Raw genomic sequence first — 19457 nt, 5'->3', positions numbered from 1 at the left:
GGTCAGTCCGCCGTCCGCGGTCCGGCGCGAGTGAAGATCCGGTCCAGGGTGTCGACGAGAATCCGGCCCCAAAGATGGGCCCGAATACCGAAGATGACCAACCCATTGAAGAGCATCGGATACTCGCGTGCCTGGAATTTGCGATAAAAGCGCTCCATCCCGCGATGTTTGTGACGCTCGACCAGCAGAGGGCTGCGTCGGCTGCAGGCACCCTTGTGATGGATCACGCTGACATCCGGGACGAGCGCGATGGTCCAACCGGCCTGTCGAAACCGCACGAACCAGTCGAGATCCTCGCAGTGAAGGAAATAGCCCTCGTCGAGCGGGCCGACGGCATCGAGCGCGCGCCGGCTCACCAGCATGAAGGATCCGGAGATCGCCTCGACTTCGACCGGCTCGGCGGGCAACGGCTCCTGATGCAGGTTCAGGCGGCGTCCGCCTCGATGGGGCAGGAGTCGATCGAGCCTCAGGATGCGCTTGAGCGCGATCCAGGGATCCGGGATCGACCGGCGGCTGGCCACCTGCTCGCTCCCGTCCGGGTTGCGCACGATGCAGCCGGCCATGCCGACATCCCGGCGGCTGTCCATGAAGGCGAGCATCCGCGGCAGGGTGTCGCGGTCGACCAGGCAGTCCGGATTCAGGAACAACAGTCGATCGGCCCGGACGAGCGGCAAGGCGCGATTGTTGGCCTTGGCGAAGCCCAGATTGGCGCGGTTCTCGAGGATGCGCAGTCGCGGGTCCGCGCCGAATATCGCGCGCAGATGCTCGATGCTCCCGTCGTCCGACCCGTTGTCGCTCACGACGACCTCGACCGCCACATCCGATCCGAGCACCGCCCCGACACACTCGCCCAGCAGATCGCCTGCGTTGTAGTTGACGACGATCACGCTGACAGCGGGACTTGAAGCGCCGGTGCTCATGTGTCGGGCTCCAGGTCGAGTGCTTCTCTAAGCGCGTGCTCCGCTGCGGCGAAGCCGAAATGGGTCTCCATCACCCGGATCCCGCCATCGGAGAGACGCTGCCAGAGCAGCGGATCCCGATCGAGCCGCGCGATCGCCTCCGCGAATGCGGGCGCATCGTCCGCGATCAGTACGGATTCGCCGTCGACCAGGTGCATGCCCTCCGCGGCGACGCGGGTCGCAACGACGGGAACCCCGTGGGCGAGGCTCTGATTGATCTTGCCCTTCACGCCGGCGCCGTAACGCAGGGGCGCGACCGAGACACGGCACGCGGCGAAGAAGGGCTCGACATCCGGGACATGCCCCGCGATCTCGATGTTCGGCCCGGCGCAGGCAAGAACCTCGCGCGGCGGATCCGCGCCGATGATGCTGAGTCGGATGTCCGGCACCCGCTCGCGCAGCAAGGGCATGATCTCGCGACAGAGAAAGAGGACGGCGTCCGTATTCGGGGGGTGTGCGAATGCGCCGATGAAGAGGATGCCGCGCCGAGCCTCGAAGGGCCTGGCCGAGCCGAAGACCCGGTGGATGTTCGAGACGACATAGACCCGGACATCCGGGGCCTCCACCGCGAGGATGTCGCGCTCGGCCTCGCTCACCACGAAGATCAGATCGGCCCGACGCATGAGGTCGAGCTCCTGCGCCTTGCGCTGCTCGGCGACGCGAAGGGTTGCGCGATTGTCTTGCAGCTGCGCGAGTCGCCGTTCGCGCAGGAAGTGCAGATCGACCGTATCGAAGACGATGCGTGCCTTGGTGCAATGGGTCCTGGCGGCGTCGAGTGTTGCCGCTGCCGCATCGGCACGGCTCAGGATCACCAGGTCGTAGTCGCTGCCATGGCTCGCCAGGTGGTCACGGATACGGCGCACATAGGGCCGGTAGAGCACCTCCACACCGATGCGCTGCAGGTCGGCGACATAGGGCTCGGGTGCCTCCAGATTCGCGGCCGCGAAGGTCACCTTGAAGCCGAGCCCTTGCAGGATGCGGAATAGATTCAGCATCCTCACCGAGCCGGACTCGCGATCCGGAGTGACCATGTAGTTGTCGATCACCAGGGCCCGGCGTCGCACGCCGCGCTCCTTCGCCCGCTCCAGATCCTCGCCGCGCTCGCCGAAGCCGGCCAAGACCTCGGCCCAACGCGTCCTGAAGGTCTCGGCGTTGATCCCTTGATAGCGCTTCAACCCCGTCGCGGCCTGCTCGTCGCGACCCGCGCTGACCCCCTCGAAATGAACGACCCGCGAGAGCGGTTGATAGTAGACCGCGCGTCCGGCGGCACGCACGCGGAAGGCCAGATCGGCATCCTCGTAATAGGCCGGTGCGAAGGCGCTGTCGAAGCCGCCGAGCCGCCTGAACAGTGGGGTCTCGATGGCGAGTGCCGCGCCCGAGCAATAGTCGACGGCGCGTCGATAGCTGTATCGGGGTTTGTCCGGGGCGTCCAGGTGCCCGTAGTTCCAGGCCGTGCCGTCGGAAAAGAGGATAGCCCCGGCCTCCTGCTGGCGACCGTCCGGATAGAGGAGACGGCTGCCGACGATTCCGGTGTCCGGCGCATCCTCGAAGGTGTCGATCAGCGCATCCAGCCAGTCGGGTTGGACCTGGGTGTCGTTGTTCAGGAAGACCAGATAGGCGCCCTGCCCCGCCTCGGCGCCGCGATTGCAGGATCCGACGAACCCGAGATTCTCGGGGTTGCGGATCAGGCGCAGACCGGGGTAGCGCGCGAGACGCTCGGCGGTCCCGTCGCTCGAGCAATCGTCGACGACGATCACCTCGAAAGGCCGTCCGGCGCCGGCGCGAGCCAGCGCGGCGAGACAGTGGTGTGTGTAGCTGAACTGGTTGTGGACCGGGATCACCACCGAAACTAACGGCGGACCGCTCGGCGTCAGGTCCACCGGCTCGAAGGGCTCGCCGAGCGCGAGCAGACGCGGCGGGTCGGCCACACGCAGCGGCGTGGTGCCGAGGCGGCGCTTGAGTTTGCGCAGCAGAACGGAGACGCCCTCCGTGCGCAGGACATGGAGGGCGCGGGGGAAATAGCGGAGGATGATGTCCAGGGCGTGCGTTCCGGCAGTCGATCCGACGGCCGTCATCCTACCATCTACCAGGAGACGGCGGCCTCCGAGATCGCCTCGAGCATGTCCGCGACTTTGGCCATCGCCGGGCTGGATTCGATCTGATCCGCCGGGATCTCGCGGTGGGCGACATAGGTCGTCCCCGTCTTCTCGGGCAGCGTGTAGACGGCGATGATGAAGGGGCAATTCACCACCTGGGACGGGTTCTCGGAGATCATCTCGCGCGAGAGCACCGCACTACAGAACTCGATGGACTCGGCCTCGTCGAAGAGCGGGGTATCCATGCCGAGATCCTTTCCGGTGCGCTCGAGCATCTCGCCCATGTTCATCACGTTGTTGATGTACATGCCGCGCTCTTGGATCGCCATCTTGAGCCCTTCGAGCACGTCTGCGAACTCGGAGTCACTGGTGTAGACGGCATAGCCCCCGCCGAAGGCGGCTTGGGACAGGAGCCCGCCGGCCAGCAGCAGTCCGGCGAGGCCGCGCTTGAGTTTGAACATGCGTCTGAATCCTCTCTTGATGGGCCGTCTCGCAACGCCGATCACGGATCGAAACCGCGTCCCGCGCGAGACGTAAAACCCCGCCGAGTGGCGGGGTGATGACCGACAAGGCGTCGAATCGACGATGCGTCAGTACTGGTTCATCGGGCGGAAGGCCGGTGCGGACGGCCAGTCGCCCGCTGGCGGTGCGGCCGGCGGGGCCGAACGCTGCTGTTGTTGCGCCGCCTCGAGCTCCTCGACACGCCGCTTGAGCGCCTGGACCTCGGCGCTGTCGACAGGTGCTGCACCCGTGGAAGGCGCCTGAGCCGGCGCAGGCGCGACTCCGGGGACGGCGGCGGGCGCGACCGGGTAGCCGGGCGCCGCGTAACCCGGGGCAGGTGCACCGTAACCGGGTGCCCCATATCCCGGCGCGCCGTAACCGGGCGCGTAGCCGCCGTAGGGGTAACCGAAGCCGGGACCGCCGTAAGGGCCGCCGTAATAGCCCTCGTCGTAGTCGTCGTAACGGTCGCCGCCCATCCAGCGGCTCGGGTTCATCATGTTGCCGAAGTTGAAGGCTTGGCTGACAGGTGCATAGATGGTCAGCGCAGCCAGCGCGGCGAGTGATACGGCGGACAGGGTCGTGATCGGTTTGATCGGCATCGGGGTTCCTCCGGGGTTGGTGTGATTTCTCTCGTGTCGCGCATCCGGAAATCTTCGCGGGTTGCGGTCTGTCGACGGCAACCCGGCCACTAATTACACCCAACAGCAAGGCGTCGCAATAGGCTCAGTCCTGCTCATGGGCGTGGGTATGATGGTGAGCATGGCCGTGCTCGTGGTCGTGATGATGGGTATGGCCGTGGCCATGATGATCGTGGGTATGCCCGTCCGAGGCGTGACCATGCAGTCGAGCCCCGTCGGGTTGCACCGAGGGGCGGATGGTCCGCCCGAGCTCGAGGCGCGAGCGCTGGGCCGCAAGCTCGTCGCTCAACCAATTCAGCCAGGGCTCGATGTCGCCTTCGCCGCGCGTGGAGACCGACTCGAACGGCACCACGCTGGCCAGCTGTCGCAGATGGTGCTCCGCACGCTCGACCGAGAACTCGGGCAGTACGTTCAGAAGATCCGATTTGGTGCAGAGTACCAGGTCCGCCGCGCGGAACATGACCGGATATTTCGCCGGCTTGTCGTCGCCTTCCGGCACCGAGAGGAGCGTGACGTTGCGGTGCTGCCCGAGGTCGAAGCTGGCGGGGCACACCAGGTTGCCGACGTTCTCGATAAAGAGGATGTCGACCTCGTTGAGATCAAGCCGATGCAGGGCATCGTGCACCATGTGGGCATCGAGGTGGCAGGCGCTTCCGGTTGCGATCTGCACCGCCGGGACACCCTTGGCGCGGATACGCTCGGCATCGTTCTCGGTCTCGAGATCGCCTTCGATCACGGCGATGCGCACTTGACCGGCAAAGGCGTCGATGGTCCGCTCCAGCAGACTGGTCTTGCCGGCGCCGGGCGAGGACATGAGATTCAGCGCCAGCACCTGATGACGATCGAAATGCTCCCGATTGTGGGCCGCCTCGTGATCGTTCTCCGAGAGCAGTGCTTGGAGCACGGTGACCGCCGCACGGCCGTCGGCGGTCTTGGCGTGTTTGCCGTCCGCACGGACCAGATGCTCGTTGCCGGGGGTGATATTGCAGCCGCAGGTATCGCACATGAGTGATCGCTCCATAGACACCGCCCCGCCTTGCTGTCCAGGTGAGGCCGGGGCATTCGGATCTCGACATCAAGCGAGGTCGACTCCGGATTCGTCGCGCATTGCCGCTCCCGGCGAGCGCAGAAACCCGAGTGTACGCCTCTAAAACGCGTCAAGCATGTTATGCGCGCTCATCGGTTTGGGCTTGCCTCGATAGCCACTCAGAAGCTTGGTGGGTGACGCGTTTTAGACATTTTTCCTTCTGTAGTCTAAACCGCGTCGCGCCGGCGCTTTGGATGCGTGCGAGGCCAAGATACACACCGAACGATCCGGATGAACGCAGAACGCGGTTTAGCTTTAGTCCGGGATGGTCAGCTCCAGATTCGCCAACAGGAGCTCGTCCCCGCTCACCAGCCGCGTCTTGTAGCTGCCGCAGGCCCCGCATAGGAGCCTGTTCGGGGTGGCGTCCGTCTCGGCGCCGCAGTCGCTGCAGGCGACCCGCACGGGTGCGGTTTCGATCAATAGCTCCGCGTTCTCCGCGATGGTCCCTGCTGCGGCGAGCGGATAGGCGTGCTGGAGCAAAGGCCCCTCGACACCTGAGAGCGGGCCGACCCGCAGCAGGATGCGCTCGACCCCGCTCGCCCCGTGCTCGGCGGCGATGCGCTCGACCTGATCGAGCAGGGCCTGACAGATGGAAAGCTCGTGCATGGCTCAGCTGCCCAGATAGGTATAGCCGTAGAGCCCGGCCTTGAGCTCGACGAAGAAGTGCTCGCGGGTCGCCCGGTCCAGACCGGCGGCGTCCAGCTTGCGTCGATAGTGCGCGAGCAGGGTGCGCGGCTCGAAGTGGACATAGCTCAGCAGCTCGTCGGTGGAGTCGCCACGCTCGGCGTCGAGCAGACGGTAGCCGGTCGGTGCGCTCGCATCCAGCTCGACGTTCACGGCATCCGTGTCGCCGAAGAGGTTGTGGATGTCGCCGAGGATCTCCTGATAGGCGCCGACCATGAAGAAACCGATGAGATAGGGCGCCTCCGACCCGGCGCCGGCATGCACCGGGAGACTCGCCTCCACCCCACCCTCGTCGACATAGTGGTCGATACAGCCGTCGGAGTCGCAGGTGAGATCATGCACCATCGCTCGCGCACTCGGCAGCTCGTCGAGACGCTGGATCGGCACGATCGGAAAGATCTGATCGAGCGCCCAGACGTCCGGCATCGACTGGAACAGGGAGAAGTTGCAGAAGAGCTTGTCGGCCAGCAGGGCGTTGACCTCGTCCGCCAGCTCGCGGTGGCGCCGGATCGCCGGATCCAGCCGTCCGGCCAGGCGCCGGCAGATGGCGAAGAAAAGCTCCTCCGCGCGCGCCCGTCCGGTCAGGTCGAGTCGATCGGCCGCAAACCGCTCGCGTGCGGCCGCCATCAGCTCGCGCGCCTCCGAATAGACCTCCTGGGGAGGCGCCTCGTCCGCGGCGCGAAGCTGTCCGGCCAGTGCATCGAGCAGCGGATCCCCCTCGTCGGACTTGGGCCGCACGCCTTGGCCGCCGGCCTCCTCGCGATCGATCACGTTGGTCATCAAGACGGCGTGATGCGCGGTGAGCGCACGACCCGACTCACTCAGCAGATCCGGCTCGGGCAGATCGCGACGACGGCACTCGGCCGCGACGCTCTCGACGATCGCGCTCGCGTAACCCGCGAAGCTGTAGTTGACCGAGCAGTAGTTGCGCGTGCGGGTCCCCTCGTAGTCGACACCCAGTCCGCCGCCGACATCAAGGATGGTGATCGGCGCGCCCAGCCGCCGCAGCTCGGCATAGAAGCGCACCAGCTCGGCGACACCGGAGCGGATGTCCTGAAGGTTCGGGATCTGAGAGCCCAGGTGGGCATGCAGTAGATTGAGCCGATTCAGCCGCCCGGCGGAGTCCAACGTGCGGACCAGATCCAGGATCTGGTTGGCCGAGAGCCCGAACTTGGCCTTCTCCCCGCCGCTGCTCTGCCAGTTCCCCGCCGCCGCGGCGGCGAGCCGCGCCCGTACGCCCAGCAGGGGCTCCACACCGAGCCGTTCGGCCTCCTCGAGGATGAGTCCCACCTCGGACGGCTTCTCGATCACGATCTGCACCCGCAGGCCGAGCCGTCTCCCGATCAGGGCGAGCCGGATATACTCGCGGTCCTTGTATCCGTTGCAGACCACCAGACCGTCGGGTGGCGAGAGTGCCAGCACCGCCATCAGCTCGGGCTTGCTGCCGGCCTCCAGACCCGCATGACCGGAGCGCAGGATCTCGCGCACCACGCCGGCCTGCTGGTTGACCTTGATCGGATAGACGGGTTGGTAGCGCCCGCTGTAGCCGTGCGCCGCGCTCGCATCCACGAAGGCACGGTGAAGCGACTCCACCCGATGGCGCAGGATATCGTTGAAACGCACCAGCACCGGCAGCGACAGGCCCTCCGCGTCGAGCTGCTCGGCCAAAAGGGCCAGATCGACCTCGGTCGCGCCGTCTGGATCCGGTCGTGCATAGAGATGCCCCGTGGGGTTGATCCCGAAATAGCCCTCGCCCCAACGGTCGATGGCATAGATCTGATTGCAGCGCTTCACATCTGGGTCCATTGCGACGGGTCTCTTGCAGCGATGTCGATGGGAGGATGGTAAGGCATGAATGCGAAATCCGTGCGGTTCCGCCGTCGTTCGGTGCTGTTCCTGATCCCGATCGCTCTCCTGCTTGCGGTCGCGGCCTGGACCTGGTGGGCCGAGGGGCATCCGCGCGAGGAGCGGCGTCTACGGGTGCTCGTCCATGACCGGCTCGATGCCTGGTTTCCGCAGGCGATGGCGCCGGTGGACGGCTGGCATGGTCTCATTCCGCGCATCCAGGTCATCCAGGACGGGTCGGAGCCCGTCCCGCCCCGGATCCTGCTTGTCCACGGACTCGACGAGCCGGGCGACATCTGGGACGACCTCATCCCCGTGCTCGGCGCGAACGGTTTCGAGGTCTGGGAGTTCCGCTATCCCAACGACCAAGGTGTCGACCGCAGTACAGATCTCCTCGCCGCGCATTGGCCCGAGCTTCCCTCGGATCGTCCGGTCGTCTTGATCGGGCACAGCATGGGCGGTCTGATCATCCGCGATTTCGTTACCCGCTGGCGCAGCCCGGTCGGCGCCCCCGCACGGGTCGAGGGTGCCGCCGTGCGCGGCGTCATCCTGGTCGGCACACCCAACCAGGGCTCGGAGTGGGCGCGTCTGCGGATCTGGCTGGAGCTGCGCGACCATCTGGCCGCCGGTCCGGAGCGGCGCTTTTCGCTCTTCGCCGGGCTGCGCGACGGCACCGGCGAGGCCAAGATCGACCTGCGCCCCGGCAGCGCCTTTCTGGACGATCTGAACGCGCGGCCCTGGCCCGAGTCCATCCCTGTTCGTCTGATCGGCGGTTTACTGACCGAGCCGCCCGAGTTGATGGTCGCCAGTCTTGAAGCCATCCCCGCCGAGTTGGGATCGACCGATCTCGCCCGCGATGTCGCCCCCGATATCGCAGAGGTGCTCGAAGACTGGTGGTCGAGCCTCGGCGAGGGCCTTGGCGACGGTGTCGTCCCTCTCCCCTCGCTGCGGTTCCCGGGCGCGCCCCCGCCTCTCCTCGTGCGCGCCTCGCATCGCGGGATGCTCGCGCGCCTGTTCCCGAGCGACCCGGAGCCGGAAGCCATCCCGCACATCGTCGCCATCCTCGAGGAGTGGTCCGGGCGATAAGCCTCCGGGGTTGTACAGCGGTCTGTTCTCCCGGATGCGGCCTTCAAACCGGACGCTGCCGACGTCACGAGGACCGTACGAGACGCCTCAACCCAATGATAAGATGATGAAATGACAGTCAAGCCACCGGAACGGAAAGCGGACATCCCAGCGGACATGAGGGCCGACGCGGAGCCGGCCGTAGACCGCCGGGAATCCGTTGCGCTGATGGAGCCCCTTCTCATCGGCGAAGGTGCGAGGCAACGCGCCGCTTTGACCGACCTGGCCATCGAGCTGGCAGCGAAGTCGGCAGGCCTGCGACGGAGCCTACCGTCCGGCATCGTCAGCGCGTTGGCCGATCTGGTGCGGTCGATGAACTGCTACTACAGCAACCTGATCGAGGGGCACGACACCCATCCGGTCGACATCGAGCGCGCGCTCAAGGGCGACTACAGCGGCGATCCGGAGAAAAGCAACCTTCAGCTCGAAGCGCAAGCCCATATCGCCGTGCAGGCATGGATCGACGCGGGCGGGCTCGATGATCGTGCCTTCACGGTCGCCGGGTTGTGCGAGCTGAGCAAGCGTTTCGGCGAGCGGCTTCCGGATGAGCTCCTTTGGGTCATTGAGCCCGAGACCAAGGCACGCATGCGGGTCGTGCCGGGCGCGTTGCGCACTCGGGACGTACGTGTCGGCCGCCATATCGCCGTGAGTCCGGGCGCCGTTCCCCGCTTCCTCGCCCGGTTCGAGGACACCTACGCCAACCGGGGAACGACGGGCGCCATCCTGGCCGCAGCGACGGCGCACCATAGACTCTTGTGGATACACCCGTTCCTGGACGGGAACGGTCGGGTTGCACGCCTGATGTCCTACGCCGTTCTGCGCCGAACCCTGGAGACCGGCGGTCTCAGGTCCGTTGCCCGTGGGTTGGCCCGCAACGAAACCACCTACACGTCACTGCTCGCCAACTGCAATCGTCCGCGCCGCAACGATCTCGACGGGCGCGGACATCTCAGCGAGGAAGCCCTCGTCGACTTTACCGCCTTCTTCCTGCGGATCTGCATCGACCAGGTCGATTTCATGGAGGGCTTGGTTCAGCCGGAGCGACTTCGGCAACGCATCCGGGCTTGGGCGGAAGACGAGATGCGTGCCGAACGCCTGCCCGCACATTCCGGGACCCTGTTGGAATCCGTCCTCTACCGAGGCGCGCTATCCCGCGGCGATGTCGCGGGCCTCCTCGGCGTCGGAAACCGCCAGGCGCGCCGGGTCACCGCGGCGCTGCTGGACCGTGGGGTCCTCGCTTCAGAAAGCACCCGCGCGCCCCTGAAACTGGCATTCCCCGCCGCCCTCGCACCCCGCTGGATGCCCGGACTCTTCCCCGACCGATATTGAGGGCGATCCGATCCCGACTCAGGGCGTCCGCATACCCTGTTGGCGATGCTGCGCCTGACCGGCCGAGAACTCATCGGGTGTGATTTGCCCGTCGCCGTTCAGATCGATCACCTCGAATGACGGCGCGTTCGCGAGGTTTCGCATCGGATAGCCCTGCTGCGAGCGCTCCGCGATGCGATTGGCCCGCGCCTCGTAAAACTCCTGCTCCGTCAACGCGCCGTCGCTGTTCAAGTCGAATTCGGCGAAGGACGGCATGTTGCGCCCCATGCCCGCGCCGGGTCCCATCCCCATCCCTGCGCCAGGTCCCATACCGCCGCCCGGTCCCATACCCCCGCCGGGCCGCCCCTGCATGCGGGATTGCTGAACCGTTGCGAATTCCTCCGTTGTCATCTGTCCGTCCCCGTTCAGGTCAAAGTCCGAGAACGCCGGCGCGTTGGCCGCCCCGCGCATCGGCGCACCCTGCGCCGCACGCTCGGCCATGCGTTGAGCCCGCGCGGTGTCGAACTCCTGCTCGATTACGATCCCGTCTCCGTCGAGATCGAACGCCGAGAAGGTCATCGGGCCGCGCGGCGGCGGGGGTTGCTGGGCGACGGCCAAGGGTGCGGCGAAGGCCGCCGCGACCGTCAGTGCCAGGATGGATCTACGCATCGTCGTCTTCATGGATACCTCCGTGGTGCGATCGGGTGAAGGTCGGCGCCAGTCTCGGGGTGACCCGCTCACCGCTATCCCCTATTGAAGCATCTGAAGTTGCAGAGAGTGTGGAATCGGACAGGTGAAGGCCGTCAGGCGTCAATCTTTCGAAAACGCACGAAATAGTTCTCGCGCAGCCTGATCGGCTCGTCGATCAGCTTGAAACCGGCCTGCTCGACCTCCCGAATCACCTCCTCCCGCCCTGCCCTCACGTGCCCGAGGATCCAGCGATTGCTGACCCCCGGCTCGCGTCTGAAATCGATGATCGCCAGTATTCCGCCGGGCATCAGTGCCGCGCGGATCGAGTCGAGCATGGCCCGCGGGTACTCGAAGTGATGATAGGTGTCGGCCATGAACACTAAATCCACGCTCCCGGGCGGCAGTTCCGTGCTCGTCTGTTCGTTCAGCACCGTGATGACAGTGTCGAGACCCGCCTCTTGGGCACGCTGCCCGATCGCCTCCAGGAAACTCTTCGAGATATCCACGGCATAGACCTTCCCGCTCGGTTCGACGCCCTCGGCAAAGAGCATCGTATAGAGCCCTGTTCCGGCCCCGACATCGGCGATCCGCATGCCCGGTCGGATCTCCAGCACCTTGAGGATCTCGCCCCGTCGATCGAAGACCTCCCGACCGGGGCTCTCGAAGATGCTCTTCCAGCGGGCGTAATCGGCATCTCGGTAGTAGGCGTTGATCTCCGGGTCGACCGCCGGGGTCTCGGCGAAGACCCAAGAGGAGGCGGTGAGAAGCAGCAGAACGATAAGGTAGGGCATGGGCACGGACATGGCTTGTCATGGATCCAAGAGCGGTTCGAGGAGCAGGGAGCGCAGGGGTTCCCGAGATCCTGCGAAGCTCTCGGCGCATCGCTAGCTGCACATGAGGGTTGTGCTATATTCCTCGCACACGTTGCGGGGGAAGCCGAGGCCATGGACCGGACCACGTCAGCCGAGCGTGAAGACGCAGCGAGTCTACCGTGAAAGTCAACCTAAAAAGAGCAGTTAGCGCCCGTCGCGGAGCGTTTTCGGCCCGCGGGCGAGTACACATACCGGCGGTTCGGCGGCTACGCCGGCGCCGGTAACACCGCCGGCGGCTGCAATTGGCGGCCGTTGAGGTACTTCACCAGCGCACGCGAGAGCATCCGGTACCAGCGTTGCAGGGGACTCAACTGCTCCGCAGTTCGGCGCGGGGTGTTGAAGAAGGCCGCGATCTCGCGGCAGGTCGCCTCCACCCACCCGGCTTCGGCATGGGGATGGCTGATGGTCAGGCGCCTCTGCCCGCCGTGACGGGTCAGTCGTGCCGGTGCGCTGAGCAGCAGCGGGCGGCTGGTGATCGCCTCGGTGTGCCGAGTCGGGTCGGCCAGGCGCACGAACAGGCTCCACCAGTTGTAGGTCAAGGCGGTGATGCGCGCCATGAAGCGGCAGCGCTTGATGTCGCGGGTGGTGAAGCCGCCCCAGCCCCAATGGTTCTTGAGCTCGTCGAAGGGATTCTCCGCGTCGGCGCGATCGCGATAGAGTTGCGCCACGCTCAGGATCTCATGGGGCAGCGAGGTCACCAGCACGGCGTACTCGTAGAGGATCGTCTGGTCGGTGAACTCGGCGAAGCTCAGGCGCAGCTGCTCGGGATCACCCTGCTCGACGACGGCCAGGTCGGCCTTGATGCGCCGGCGCAGCACGACGGCGCGCCGGGCACGGCTCCAGCCCGACAGACGCAGGGTCGTCTCGGCCCCCTGCCAGCCTTGACCGGCATCGCGCCACTCGGCGTCGCGCATCAGGCGCTCGACGGTGTGTTTGACCTTGGAGGTCATGCGCAGCTTGAACAGATAGGGGATCCCCTCCTGCTCGGCCCGTGCCATGTTGGCTTGGGTGCCCCAATCGCGGTCGCCGCGAATGCACAGCGGCCAGTGCGCCCGCGGCAGGCGCGCGAGCAACTCCCACAGCCCCGGCGCGCTGTATTTCGACGCGGTTTGATTGCCGGCCAGCACCTCCACGTCCAGGATCAGACGCAGACCGGCGACGAAATAGGTGTGGTAGGTGTGCGAGGGCCGACCCGGCTTGTGCGGGTTGTGGCCCTTGAGCGCACCCTTTTGATGTCCGTAGAGCGGCTTGACCGTCACGTCGGTATCGAGAATCCAGGGCACGCCCGGCACCGGGGCCACGCAGGCGTCCAGATGGTTCTGCAACCAGGCCACCCCGTCGGCTTCATCGAGCTTGCCGAGGTTGCGGCGCACCGAGTCCTCGCTGACCACCGCCTCCATGCCCAGCAGGGCGGCGTTGATGGTGTCGCCGCGCAGGGCACTGATGTGGGCATAGCGCTGATGCCCGGACAGCACCGCCAGGATGGCGGTACCGAGCACGTCGCGCGTGCTCGGGGCGTTCGGGCTGGTCAGCTTCAGCGGGCAGCTCTCGACCCAGGCATCGAAGCGCCCGCCCAGGCGCAGAAACTCGGTGAAGAACGGCAGCTGCCCCAGCGGGGTGACCGCCGCCTGCGCATCCCACTCGACGTGGACGCGGCCGCCAAAGGTGTCCACCGCAACCGGGCCGGCATGCGGCACCAGCGCAGTGGTTTCGGGTTCACCCTGCGGGTGAGGGATCGGATTGCTCATCGGGACCTCCTTGCGCCGATATTTCAGCCGCTTGGATCACTCGAGGCAAGGTTTAACTGCTCTTTTTAGGGTCAAAGGGCTTAGTAACGATTCATTAACAAGTAAAGCAGTTTATCTCATGCTTTTTGTATAAAAAAGCGTTACCGACCTGAAAAAGCATCAACCTGCTGCGAGCATCGCTCCCGACGATCCGAACGGGAGTGGTCGCTCTATGAACGAATTTCCGGGCTATGCCGCAGCGCATGAGGAGACGATGCGGATGTTCTCGCGCACCTTGGACGAGGACCATCGCCGCCGCTACGCGGCGATCGAGGCGCTGAAGATCGGTTTCGGCGGCATCGCCTACGTGGCGCGCGTGCTCGGGATGAGTCGACGCACGCTCTACACCGGGATTCGCGAGTTGGAGCGGTTGCGCGAGGACGACCCGGACCATCCGCAGCGCCCGAGCGGCGATGCCAAGCGGGTGCGCCGTCGCGGCGGCGGTCGCCCGCCGATCACCGAACGCAAGCCGTTGCTGGAATCGACGCTGCACGAGGTGCTCGAGACCCACAGTGCCGGCAGTCCGACCGACGAACGGGTGCGCTGGACCGATCTGAAACCACTGCAGTTGGCCCATCACCTGCTCGAACGAGGGTTCGAGATCAGTCGCAACACGGCCGCCGCATTGCTGGATCGGGCCGGCTTTCGCCGCCGTGCGCTGCGCAAGGAGTTGATCACCGGCGTGGTCGATCCGACGGCGCGCGAGGAGCAGTTCCGCCACATCGCCGCGCTGCGCCGCCTGGCGCGTCGGCGCGGCATTCCGGTGTTCAGTATCGACACCAAGAAGAAGGAGTTGCTCGGCACCCTGCATCGGCCGGGACAGTCTTACAGCACCGCACCGCAAACGGTCTTCGATCACGACTTCCGCCACCTCGCCGACGGCGTGCTGGTGCCGCACGGGGTCTACGACGTGCGCGCCAACGTCGGCTTCATCACGCTCGGGACCTCGCGCGAGACCAGCGCCTTCGTCTGCGACGCCATCGCCTTGGCCTAGACGGTGCTGTTCCGGGCGATGTACCCCAACGCGACCGAGCTGGTGTTGCTGTGCGACTGCGGCGGTGCCAATGCCGCGCGCTCGCTGCGCTTCAAGGAGGATCTGATCGATCTGGCCACACGCTTGGGCGTGCGTCTGCGCATCGCCCACTATCCTCCTTACACCTCCACGTGGAACCCCATCGAACACCGCCTGTTCAGCCAGGTCGAGCGCACCTGGAGCGGGGTCATGCTCGACTGCCCGCAGACGGCTCTGCGCACCGTCGAGCAGACACGCACCCAAACGGGACTGAGCGTGACCGCGCGTATTCTCGATGCAACTTACGAGATCGGGCGCACGTGCTCCGACACGTTCCGCGACGTCAAGGATCGGTTCATTCGCCATGACCGCGTGAACGGACAATGGAACTACCTCGTCGATCCGAATGGGCTCGCCTGTTGACATGTTTAACTTGTTTTTGAACGCTTACTGACGGGCTAAAGTTGTGCGTACTCCGTCCGAGTATCGAGGTGCACCATGAAGCTAGAGTACGAAGAGATCGAGGACATCTACGACGACACGACCAAAATCCGCACCATGACCGAGCAGGCGATCGTCAAGAAAAAGGGCGTGCTTCTGCGCACGACCGTCTACAGCTCCCATCAACTAAGCGTGAGCGTGGTCTTCGTCCCTGGAGCCAAACCGTTTGAGCCGGTCGTTAGCTAACATCTCCGGGCCGGTCCCAAGAGACCGGTTGCGCTGCTGTAGCCATAGCGCTTCGCTATGACCTTTGTTCGCACCCGAATCGACTGATCCGTCTCAGTTTAGCCGACCGGAGGCGAAACCCACCGCCAATGCAAAGGTGCACCAATTGCTGCGCCGCGATAGTCTTTTGCCGACGCGGAGCAGACACCTGCCCCTTCGACGCGAGCGGTCAGTCAGCCCATGAGCGCTCGCTGGCTACGAGGGGTTTGGGGGGAAGGGCCCGTCCAGCAAGAGACATCAGTCCTTCGATTGCCATAGGCAGCAATGTTCGACAGACCAGAGATTGGGTTGCCGAGTATGCTGGCGCAGCAGCCCCCCAGTCCGGCGCGATCATGCGCCGCGACGCGCAGCGCAGCGTCGAGTGATAAGATGAACGACGACTTGCCCATTCCAGGCAACGACGAATCACACGAAATCCTGTGGGTGCCGCTGATGGAGGTCTCCCGCTTCAACAACAACGGCTTCACCTACCGCATGGTCGACAAGACCCGGCGGCTGCGCGACGCTTACGCCCACTCCTGAGTCGACGGGCGGCGGCCTGAGCGCGGGTCGATCAGGGCAAGAGTACCGTCCGGCGGAACCTGCGCACCGGCGAGGGGAGCCGCACGCGGCAACGACGATATCCACGACGGGCGTCGCCGCATCCGGCGCGCATCCTCCCCGCCTGGGGAGCCGGCACACCATCAGGACCACGAGGAGACCAACTATGCAGAGGAGCCCGACACGTGCACTTGCCGCGGCCGCCTTCGCGCTCGCCGTCGCTGGGGCAGCGGACGTGGGCGGCGCCGTCCAGGACCAGGCCGTGGACATGGCCAGGGAGCAGGCCACGGACACGGCCTAGGATCGGATCGGCGCCATCCCCGGCGCTGAGGCGGCCGTGGACGCCGGGCGTTCGGGAGCCCGCCGTGCCGACCGGCGCGGTCGATGCCGGGGTCGCAGGCAAGCCGTAGACGTCTCCAAGGACGACGCCTCTGGGGCGGCCCAGGACGCGGCCGTGGATCAGATGAAGGGCATGGTGAAGTAATCCTTCCCCACGCGGCACCGCGCCCCCGCGGCCGGGGCGGTCAGGGCCCCAGGAAGGAGAGGGGCCGGCGCGCGGGATGCCCGTTGCGGCGCAACCGCTGCCCCGGAGGGACTACCTGCCCATCTGGTTCAGGTGGTCCTGCAGGAGCTGGAGCTGCCGGCGGTTGGTCTCGGCGTAGGGGTCCTCCTGCGTGGGCGCGTAGGTGCCCTTCTTCCGGTATCCGTAGTAGGTCTGCTCGTAGGCGTCGGGGTTCTCCTGCAACCGCCGCTGCCCCTCCTGCCGCCACTCGAGCTCTTGGCGGGTCGATTCGGGCAGATAGCTCGGGTTCCACAGGTTCCCCCCAGCAGCCCAGGCGCCGGACGCGCCGAACACACAGGGGACGGACAGCGCCAACAGCGCGACCAGGCGATTTGCTGAAATAGTCAACTCGACCTCCCGACAGGATGGGACGGACCAGTCGCGCGGCGCTGGCCGCCGCGGCGGCCCATCAGTAACCGGGATCCCGCGGACCCCGCTCGTAGTACCGGTTGTATTCGGCCAGGGCCCAGGCCGCCGCGGCGAACGCCCCGTCGGTGCCGGCCTTGTTCGGGTTGTATCCGGCCTCGGTGACGAAGGACCCCATGTATTTCAGCGTGTGCTCTCCCTTCTGGCCGACCCATCCGCCGAGGGGGCTGGACAGGGCCCCAGCCGCGAGGATGCCGAAGCCGTGGTACCAGGGGCCGAGCTTGTCGCCGCTGTCGTCCCCTGCCGGGCGCAGGTTGCGCAGCCGCAGCGCGAGGTCCGCGTGGGGCTCCAGGGCGACAGCGCTGTGGTAGATCAGCCGCCATTTATCCATCTTGGCCCGGGCGACCATCTGATTCTTCTCGTCGCGCCCCTTCTTGGTGGCGTACTTGAGCACCGCGGTTGCGGTCATCACGGCCAGCGGGTAATTGCCGCCGGACACCTTCAGGGCCATCCGCATCACGTCCGCGGGGAGCAGGGAGTCCTCCGGGGCCGCCAGGATCAACTCCCGCAGCGGCTCCTCGGTGGCTGCGGTCCAGTCCGCGTAGGGGTTCCTGCCGCGGCGCTCCGGGGCCAGGTCGTCGAAGGCGAGCATCTGGATCAGCCGGCCGGGATCCGTGTTCACGGGTTTCTCCCCGGTCACCCAGTTCACGAGGTTGGTGACGTAATCACTCAGCGCGCCCTTCTGGTAGCCGAACACGATCCCGTCCTCCCGGTCCTCCTCGGTCTCCCCGGGGATGGAGACGTCCGTCGAGCGGGTGTAGCCATGGGCCTTCGCCACCAGATCCTGGAGGCTGGCTTCGATCCAGGCGCTCCAGGCGGCCGCGGACTCGCGCCGGTCGTCCATCCCGCGGAAGTCCCGCCACTGCTTGTAGTCCTCGAGCCGCTTGGGGAGCAGGGCCTCGATCTGATCGTTGAGCCTCTTTCGCTCAGCGCCGAGGTCCGCGATCCGCTGGCCGCCGTAGTAGGGCTGCTTGAGTCCGGCGTACCGCGCCTCGAAGGCATCGTTGCCGCTCACCCCCAGGGCGAGCACGTCTGGATAGCGGGCCGCAACGCCTGGGAACGCGGCGGCAAAGCAGTCCTTGTACTCCTGGGTCTTGGTGCGCAGGCGCGCCTCCTCCCGGCCGAACGCCTGGTCGTAGGCGGACTGGCTGAGCCGGGTGTCGGCGTTGAGCCGCTTCATCTCGGCGCGGGCGGCCTCGATCCCCGCATAGATCGCGGCGCAGGAGGGCTGCTTGCGGATGGCCGCGTCCACCGCGAGCATGTGTTCCATCAGGCTCACGGCCCCGAGCTGCTCCTCGAGGCGGTCGACCTGGTCCCACAGCGCGGTCCAGGCGGGCACGTCGAACCCGCCCGTAGCCGCCGGCAACGGCAGCATCAGGGCCAGGACTGCCAGCCCCCGCCCGACCGCGCGAACCCACCGAACGCCCCGTGGCGCCATGACACTACCCCCGTCGTTCATTGATCGCAACGACGGGCACCCGCGGGACCCGCCGAAACCCAACGGCAGTGACGCCGGCCCGTCAGCGGCTGGGCAAACAGCTCCCCACCGATCCCAACAGGCCCATGTAGCAGTTTTCGTCGTAGGGAACCATGGGGACCTCGCCCTGAATCCCCCCGTAGTCCACCACCGGCGCGACGGGGTCGGGTGCGGGGTCCACGCGCCGGCGAGCCGGCGCGGCCCCCAGGTCCGCCCCGCCCTCACCGTCGGTGAGGTTGAAGATCTGGGTCCGGGAGCGCTGGAACTCCGCCTCAAGCTGCTGCTGCTGGCGCTGCTGCTGCGCGTAGGCGGCCTCGTTCTCCAGGCGCATGGCGTCGTAGCCGGACCAGCGGACGGAACTGTCCGCGCGTACTCCGGTGCTGGTGAGCAGAAACGTGAAGGACACGGCCGCGAGCGCGCGGCAGCGAAAGTTCGGCGTCATGGTCTCTACCCTCTCTCGGGATGTTCTGCGACCCAGCGGCGCGGGGATCCGCCGCCGCTTTCGGCCCCTCCGGCGGCTGAACGTGGGGGGACCCTCACGTCGCGCCTCTCGGTTCGCGAGCCGGCCCCGGCGGGGGCACACACACAAACCTTGACAAAGAGATTACCACGGCACGTGCCCGTGTTTTGTGCGCAGATCGTTCAGTTGTTGATCAGGGTCAGGCGCGACGGAGTGGGACCGGTAACAGATAGGAAATGCAAGCCGCTCTGAGCGTCCAGGTCCAGGTTGGCCCGCGACGGGACATCAGCGCGGACGGGAGGGGCCGTCAACTCGCAGCGCTTTGGCGGGCGGACGTCGCGAGCGATGCAGGCTCGGCCGTTCCTCGTTGCTGGGTCGGGCATCTGCGGGGCAGCGAGACGCCGGAAGACGGGGGCGGCTGCACCGTCTCCTGCAGCAGAGAGACGACGGCTAACAGGCAACGCGCCGGTCAAACTCGAAGTCGGGAGCGGACTGGGCGAAGACGCCCCAGTCCGGCAGCGGCTCGGGAGCAAGCTCTCCGATGGGCGGTCCGCGTGCGGGGACCACTTGGGGCGGGCGTGATGGCTAACCGATCTGAGTGAGGATCCGCTCGACGGGCGCCGCATCGACGATCAACGCAGCTCTGCTCTTGGCGTCCGCTA

General features: G+C 66.4%; 17 protein-coding genes and 2 pseudogenes. 6 read left to right on the top strand and 13 right to left on the bottom strand.

Annotated elements, in window-relative coordinates; translation table 11 throughout:
* Nucleotides 1-2: 2 nt before the first annotated feature.
* The 7 genes from LT988_RS12535 to speA all read right to left on the bottom strand — a co-directional run bounded on the left by LT988_RS12535 (nucleotide 3) and on the right by speA (nucleotide 7771).
* Entirely contained in the window at nucleotides 3-920 is a 918-nt protein-coding gene (locus LT988_RS12535; protein ID WP_232410456.1) for a glycosyltransferase family 2 protein, read from the bottom strand.
* Nucleotides 917-3034 (bottom strand): glycosyltransferase, encoded by a 2118-nt coding sequence (locus LT988_RS12530; RefSeq protein WP_232410455.1) that lies wholly within the window; start codon nucleotides 3032-3034, stop codon nucleotides 917-919. The genes LT988_RS12535 and LT988_RS12530 overlap by 4 nt, the downstream gene beginning before the upstream one ends.
* Before the next feature lie 8 nt (nucleotides 3035-3042).
* Nucleotides 3043-3516, bottom strand: a complete 474-nt coding sequence (locus tag LT988_RS12525) for a DUF302 domain-containing protein (protein ID WP_232410454.1) — start codon at nucleotides 3514-3516, stop codon at nucleotides 3043-3045.
* Nucleotides 3517-3645: 129 nt separating this feature from the next.
* A complete protein-coding gene (locus LT988_RS12520) occupies nucleotides 3646-4155 on the bottom strand; it encodes a hypothetical protein (protein ID WP_232410453.1) in 510 nt (169 codons plus the stop codon).
* 124 nt (nucleotides 4156-4279) lie between these two features.
* Nucleotides 4280-5200 (bottom strand): hydrogenase nickel incorporation protein HypB, encoded by a 921-nt coding sequence (gene hypB / locus LT988_RS12515; protein ID WP_232410452.1) that lies wholly within the window; start codon nucleotides 5198-5200, stop codon nucleotides 4280-4282.
* Nucleotides 5201-5536: 336 nt separating this feature from the next.
* Nucleotides 5537-5887, bottom strand: coding sequence for a hydrogenase maturation nickel metallochaperone HypA/HybF (locus LT988_RS12510; protein ID WP_232410451.1), 351 nt, complete (start codon nucleotides 5885-5887; stop codon nucleotides 5537-5539).
* 3 nt (nucleotides 5888-5890) lie between these two features.
* Nucleotides 5891-7771 carry a biosynthetic arginine decarboxylase gene (gene speA / locus LT988_RS12505; RefSeq protein ID WP_232410450.1) on the bottom strand — a complete coding sequence of 627 codons (1881 nt, stop codon included), beginning with the start codon at nucleotides 7769-7771 and terminating at the stop codon, nucleotides 5891-5893.
* Between the two features lie 45 nt (nucleotides 7772-7816).
* Here speA and LT988_RS12500 point away from each other — a divergent pair, with 45 nt between their 5' ends.
* Together LT988_RS12500 and LT988_RS12495 are read left to right on the top strand one after the other, a co-directional pair.
* A complete protein-coding gene (locus LT988_RS12500) occupies nucleotides 7817-8896 on the top strand; it encodes an esterase/lipase family protein (protein WP_232410449.1) in 1080 nt (359 codons plus the stop codon).
* Between the two features lie 156 nt (nucleotides 8897-9052).
* Nucleotides 9053-10264: a Fic family protein gene (locus LT988_RS12495; RefSeq protein ID WP_232410448.1), complete on the top strand. Its 1212-nt coding sequence runs from the start codon at nucleotides 9053-9055 to the stop codon at nucleotides 10262-10264.
* A gap of 18 nt (nucleotides 10265-10282) precedes the next feature.
* On the opposite strand, the gene LT988_RS12490 is transcribed toward LT988_RS12495, so the two are convergent.
* From LT988_RS12490 to LT988_RS12480, 3 genes are all read right to left on the bottom strand, one after another.
* Nucleotides 10283-10924: an EF-hand domain-containing protein gene (locus LT988_RS12490; protein WP_232410447.1), complete on the bottom strand. Its 642-nt coding sequence runs from the start codon at nucleotides 10922-10924 to the stop codon at nucleotides 10283-10285.
* A gap of 122 nt (nucleotides 10925-11046) precedes the next feature.
* Nucleotides 11047-11736 (bottom strand): class I SAM-dependent methyltransferase, encoded by a 690-nt coding sequence (locus tag LT988_RS12485; RefSeq protein ID WP_232410446.1) that lies wholly within the window; start codon nucleotides 11734-11736, stop codon nucleotides 11047-11049.
* 275 nt (nucleotides 11737-12011) lie between these two features.
* Nucleotides 12012-13553: a transposase gene (locus tag LT988_RS12480; RefSeq protein ID WP_232410445.1), complete on the bottom strand. Its 1542-nt coding sequence runs from the start codon at nucleotides 13551-13553 to the stop codon at nucleotides 12012-12014.
* Between the two features lie 211 nt (nucleotides 13554-13764).
* On the opposite strand from LT988_RS12480, the pseudogene LT988_RS12475 reads away from it, so the two are divergent.
* From LT988_RS12475 to LT988_RS25255, 4 genes and pseudogenes are all read left to right on the top strand, one after another.
* A pseudogene (locus tag LT988_RS12475) lies at nucleotides 13765-15027 on the top strand (ISAzo13 family transposase).
* A gap of 75 nt (nucleotides 15028-15102) precedes the next feature.
* Entirely contained in the window at nucleotides 15103-15291 is a 189-nt protein-coding gene (locus LT988_RS12470; RefSeq protein WP_232410444.1) for a hypothetical protein, read from the top strand.
* Nucleotides 15292-15696: 405 nt separating this feature from the next.
* Nucleotides 15697-15852, top strand: a pseudogene (locus LT988_RS12465) (NUDIX hydrolase); the annotation flags it as partial.
* A 184-nt stretch (nucleotides 15853-16036) separates the two neighbouring features.
* On the top strand, nucleotides 16037-16171 hold the full coding sequence (locus tag LT988_RS25255; protein ID WP_269752129.1) for a hypothetical protein: 135 nt from the start codon (nucleotides 16037-16039) through the stop codon (nucleotides 16169-16171).
* Nucleotides 16172-16465: 294 nt separating this feature from the next.
* Here the strand turns inward: LT988_RS25255 and LT988_RS12460 are convergent, their stop codons facing one another.
* The 3 genes from LT988_RS12460 to LT988_RS12450 all read right to left on the bottom strand — a co-directional run bounded on the left by LT988_RS12460 (nucleotide 16466) and on the right by LT988_RS12450 (nucleotide 18777).
* Complete coding sequence (locus LT988_RS12460) at nucleotides 16466-16780, bottom strand: hypothetical protein (protein WP_232410443.1); 315 nt, start codon at nucleotides 16778-16780, stop codon at nucleotides 16466-16468.
* Between the two features lie 61 nt (nucleotides 16781-16841).
* Nucleotides 16842-18296, bottom strand: coding sequence for a hypothetical protein (locus tag LT988_RS12455; protein WP_232410442.1), 1455 nt, complete (start codon nucleotides 18294-18296; stop codon nucleotides 16842-16844).
* An 82-nt stretch (nucleotides 18297-18378) separates the two neighbouring features.
* Nucleotides 18379-18777 carry a hypothetical protein gene (locus LT988_RS12450; RefSeq protein ID WP_232410441.1) on the bottom strand — a complete coding sequence of 133 codons (399 nt, stop codon included), beginning with the start codon at nucleotides 18775-18777 and terminating at the stop codon, nucleotides 18379-18381.
* Nucleotides 18778-19457 lie beyond the last annotated feature (680 nt).

This window comes from Thiocapsa bogorovii (assembly GCF_021228795.1).
Lineage (GTDB): Bacteria > Pseudomonadota > Gammaproteobacteria > Chromatiales > Chromatiaceae > Thiocapsa > Thiocapsa bogorovii.
Note: the sequence above shows the minus strand (reverse complement) of the source record. Positions and strands in the feature narration are given on the sequence as shown.

What these genes read in the sequence shown, in the direction of transcription:
- LT988_RS12500 (WP_232410449.1), top strand. Translation starts at nt 7,817, where the DNA reads ATGAATGCGAAATCCGTGCGGTTCCGCCGTCGTTCGGTGCTGTTCCTG.
- LT988_RS12525 (WP_232410454.1), bottom strand. Translation starts at nt 3,516, where the DNA reads ATGTTCAAACTCAAGCGCGGCCTCGCCGGACTGCTGCTGGCCGGCGGG.
- LT988_RS12510 (WP_232410451.1), bottom strand. Translation starts at nt 5,887, where the DNA reads ATGCACGAGCTTTCCATCTGTCAGGCCCTGCTCGATCAGGTCGAGCGC.
- speA (WP_232410450.1), bottom strand. Translation starts at nt 7,771, where the DNA reads ATGGACCCAGATGTGAAGCGCTGCAATCAGATCTATGCCATCGACCGT.
- LT988_RS12495 (WP_232410448.1), top strand. Translation starts at nt 9,053, where the DNA reads ATGAGGGCCGACGCGGAGCCGGCCGTAGACCGCCGGGAATCCGTTGCG.
- LT988_RS12520 (WP_232410453.1), bottom strand. Translation starts at nt 4,155, where the DNA reads ATGCCGATCAAACCGATCACGACCCTGTCCGCCGTATCACTCGCCGCG.
- hypB (WP_232410452.1), bottom strand. Translation starts at nt 5,200, where the DNA reads ATGTGCGATACCTGCGGCTGCAATATCACCCCCGGCAACGAGCATCTG.
- LT988_RS12455 (WP_232410442.1), bottom strand. Translation starts at nt 18,296, where the DNA reads ATGGCGCCACGGGGCGTTCGGTGGGTTCGCGCGGTCGGGCGGGGGCTG.
- LT988_RS25255 (WP_269752129.1), top strand. Translation starts at nt 16,037, where the DNA reads ATGCAGAGGAGCCCGACACGTGCACTTGCCGCGGCCGCCTTCGCGCTC.
- LT988_RS12535 (WP_232410456.1), bottom strand. Translation starts at nt 920, where the DNA reads ATGAGCACCGGCGCTTCAAGTCCCGCTGTCAGCGTGATCGTCGTCAAC.
- LT988_RS12450 (WP_232410441.1), bottom strand. Translation starts at nt 18,777, where the DNA reads ATGACGCCGAACTTTCGCTGCCGCGCGCTCGCGGCCGTGTCCTTCACG.
- LT988_RS12490 (WP_232410447.1), bottom strand. Translation starts at nt 10,924, where the DNA reads ATGAAGACGACGATGCGTAGATCCATCCTGGCACTGACGGTCGCGGCG.
- LT988_RS12470 (WP_232410444.1), top strand. Translation starts at nt 15,103, where the DNA reads ATGAAGCTAGAGTACGAAGAGATCGAGGACATCTACGACGACACGACC.
- LT988_RS12485 (WP_232410446.1), bottom strand. Translation starts at nt 11,736, where the DNA reads ATGTCCGTGCCCATGCCCTACCTTATCGTTCTGCTGCTTCTCACCGCC.
- LT988_RS12530 (WP_232410455.1), bottom strand. Translation starts at nt 3,034, where the DNA reads ATGACGGCCGTCGGATCGACTGCCGGAACGCACGCCCTGGACATCATC.
- LT988_RS12480 (WP_232410445.1), bottom strand. Translation starts at nt 13,553, where the DNA reads ATGAGCAATCCGATCCCTCACCCGCAGGGTGAACCCGAAACCACTGCG.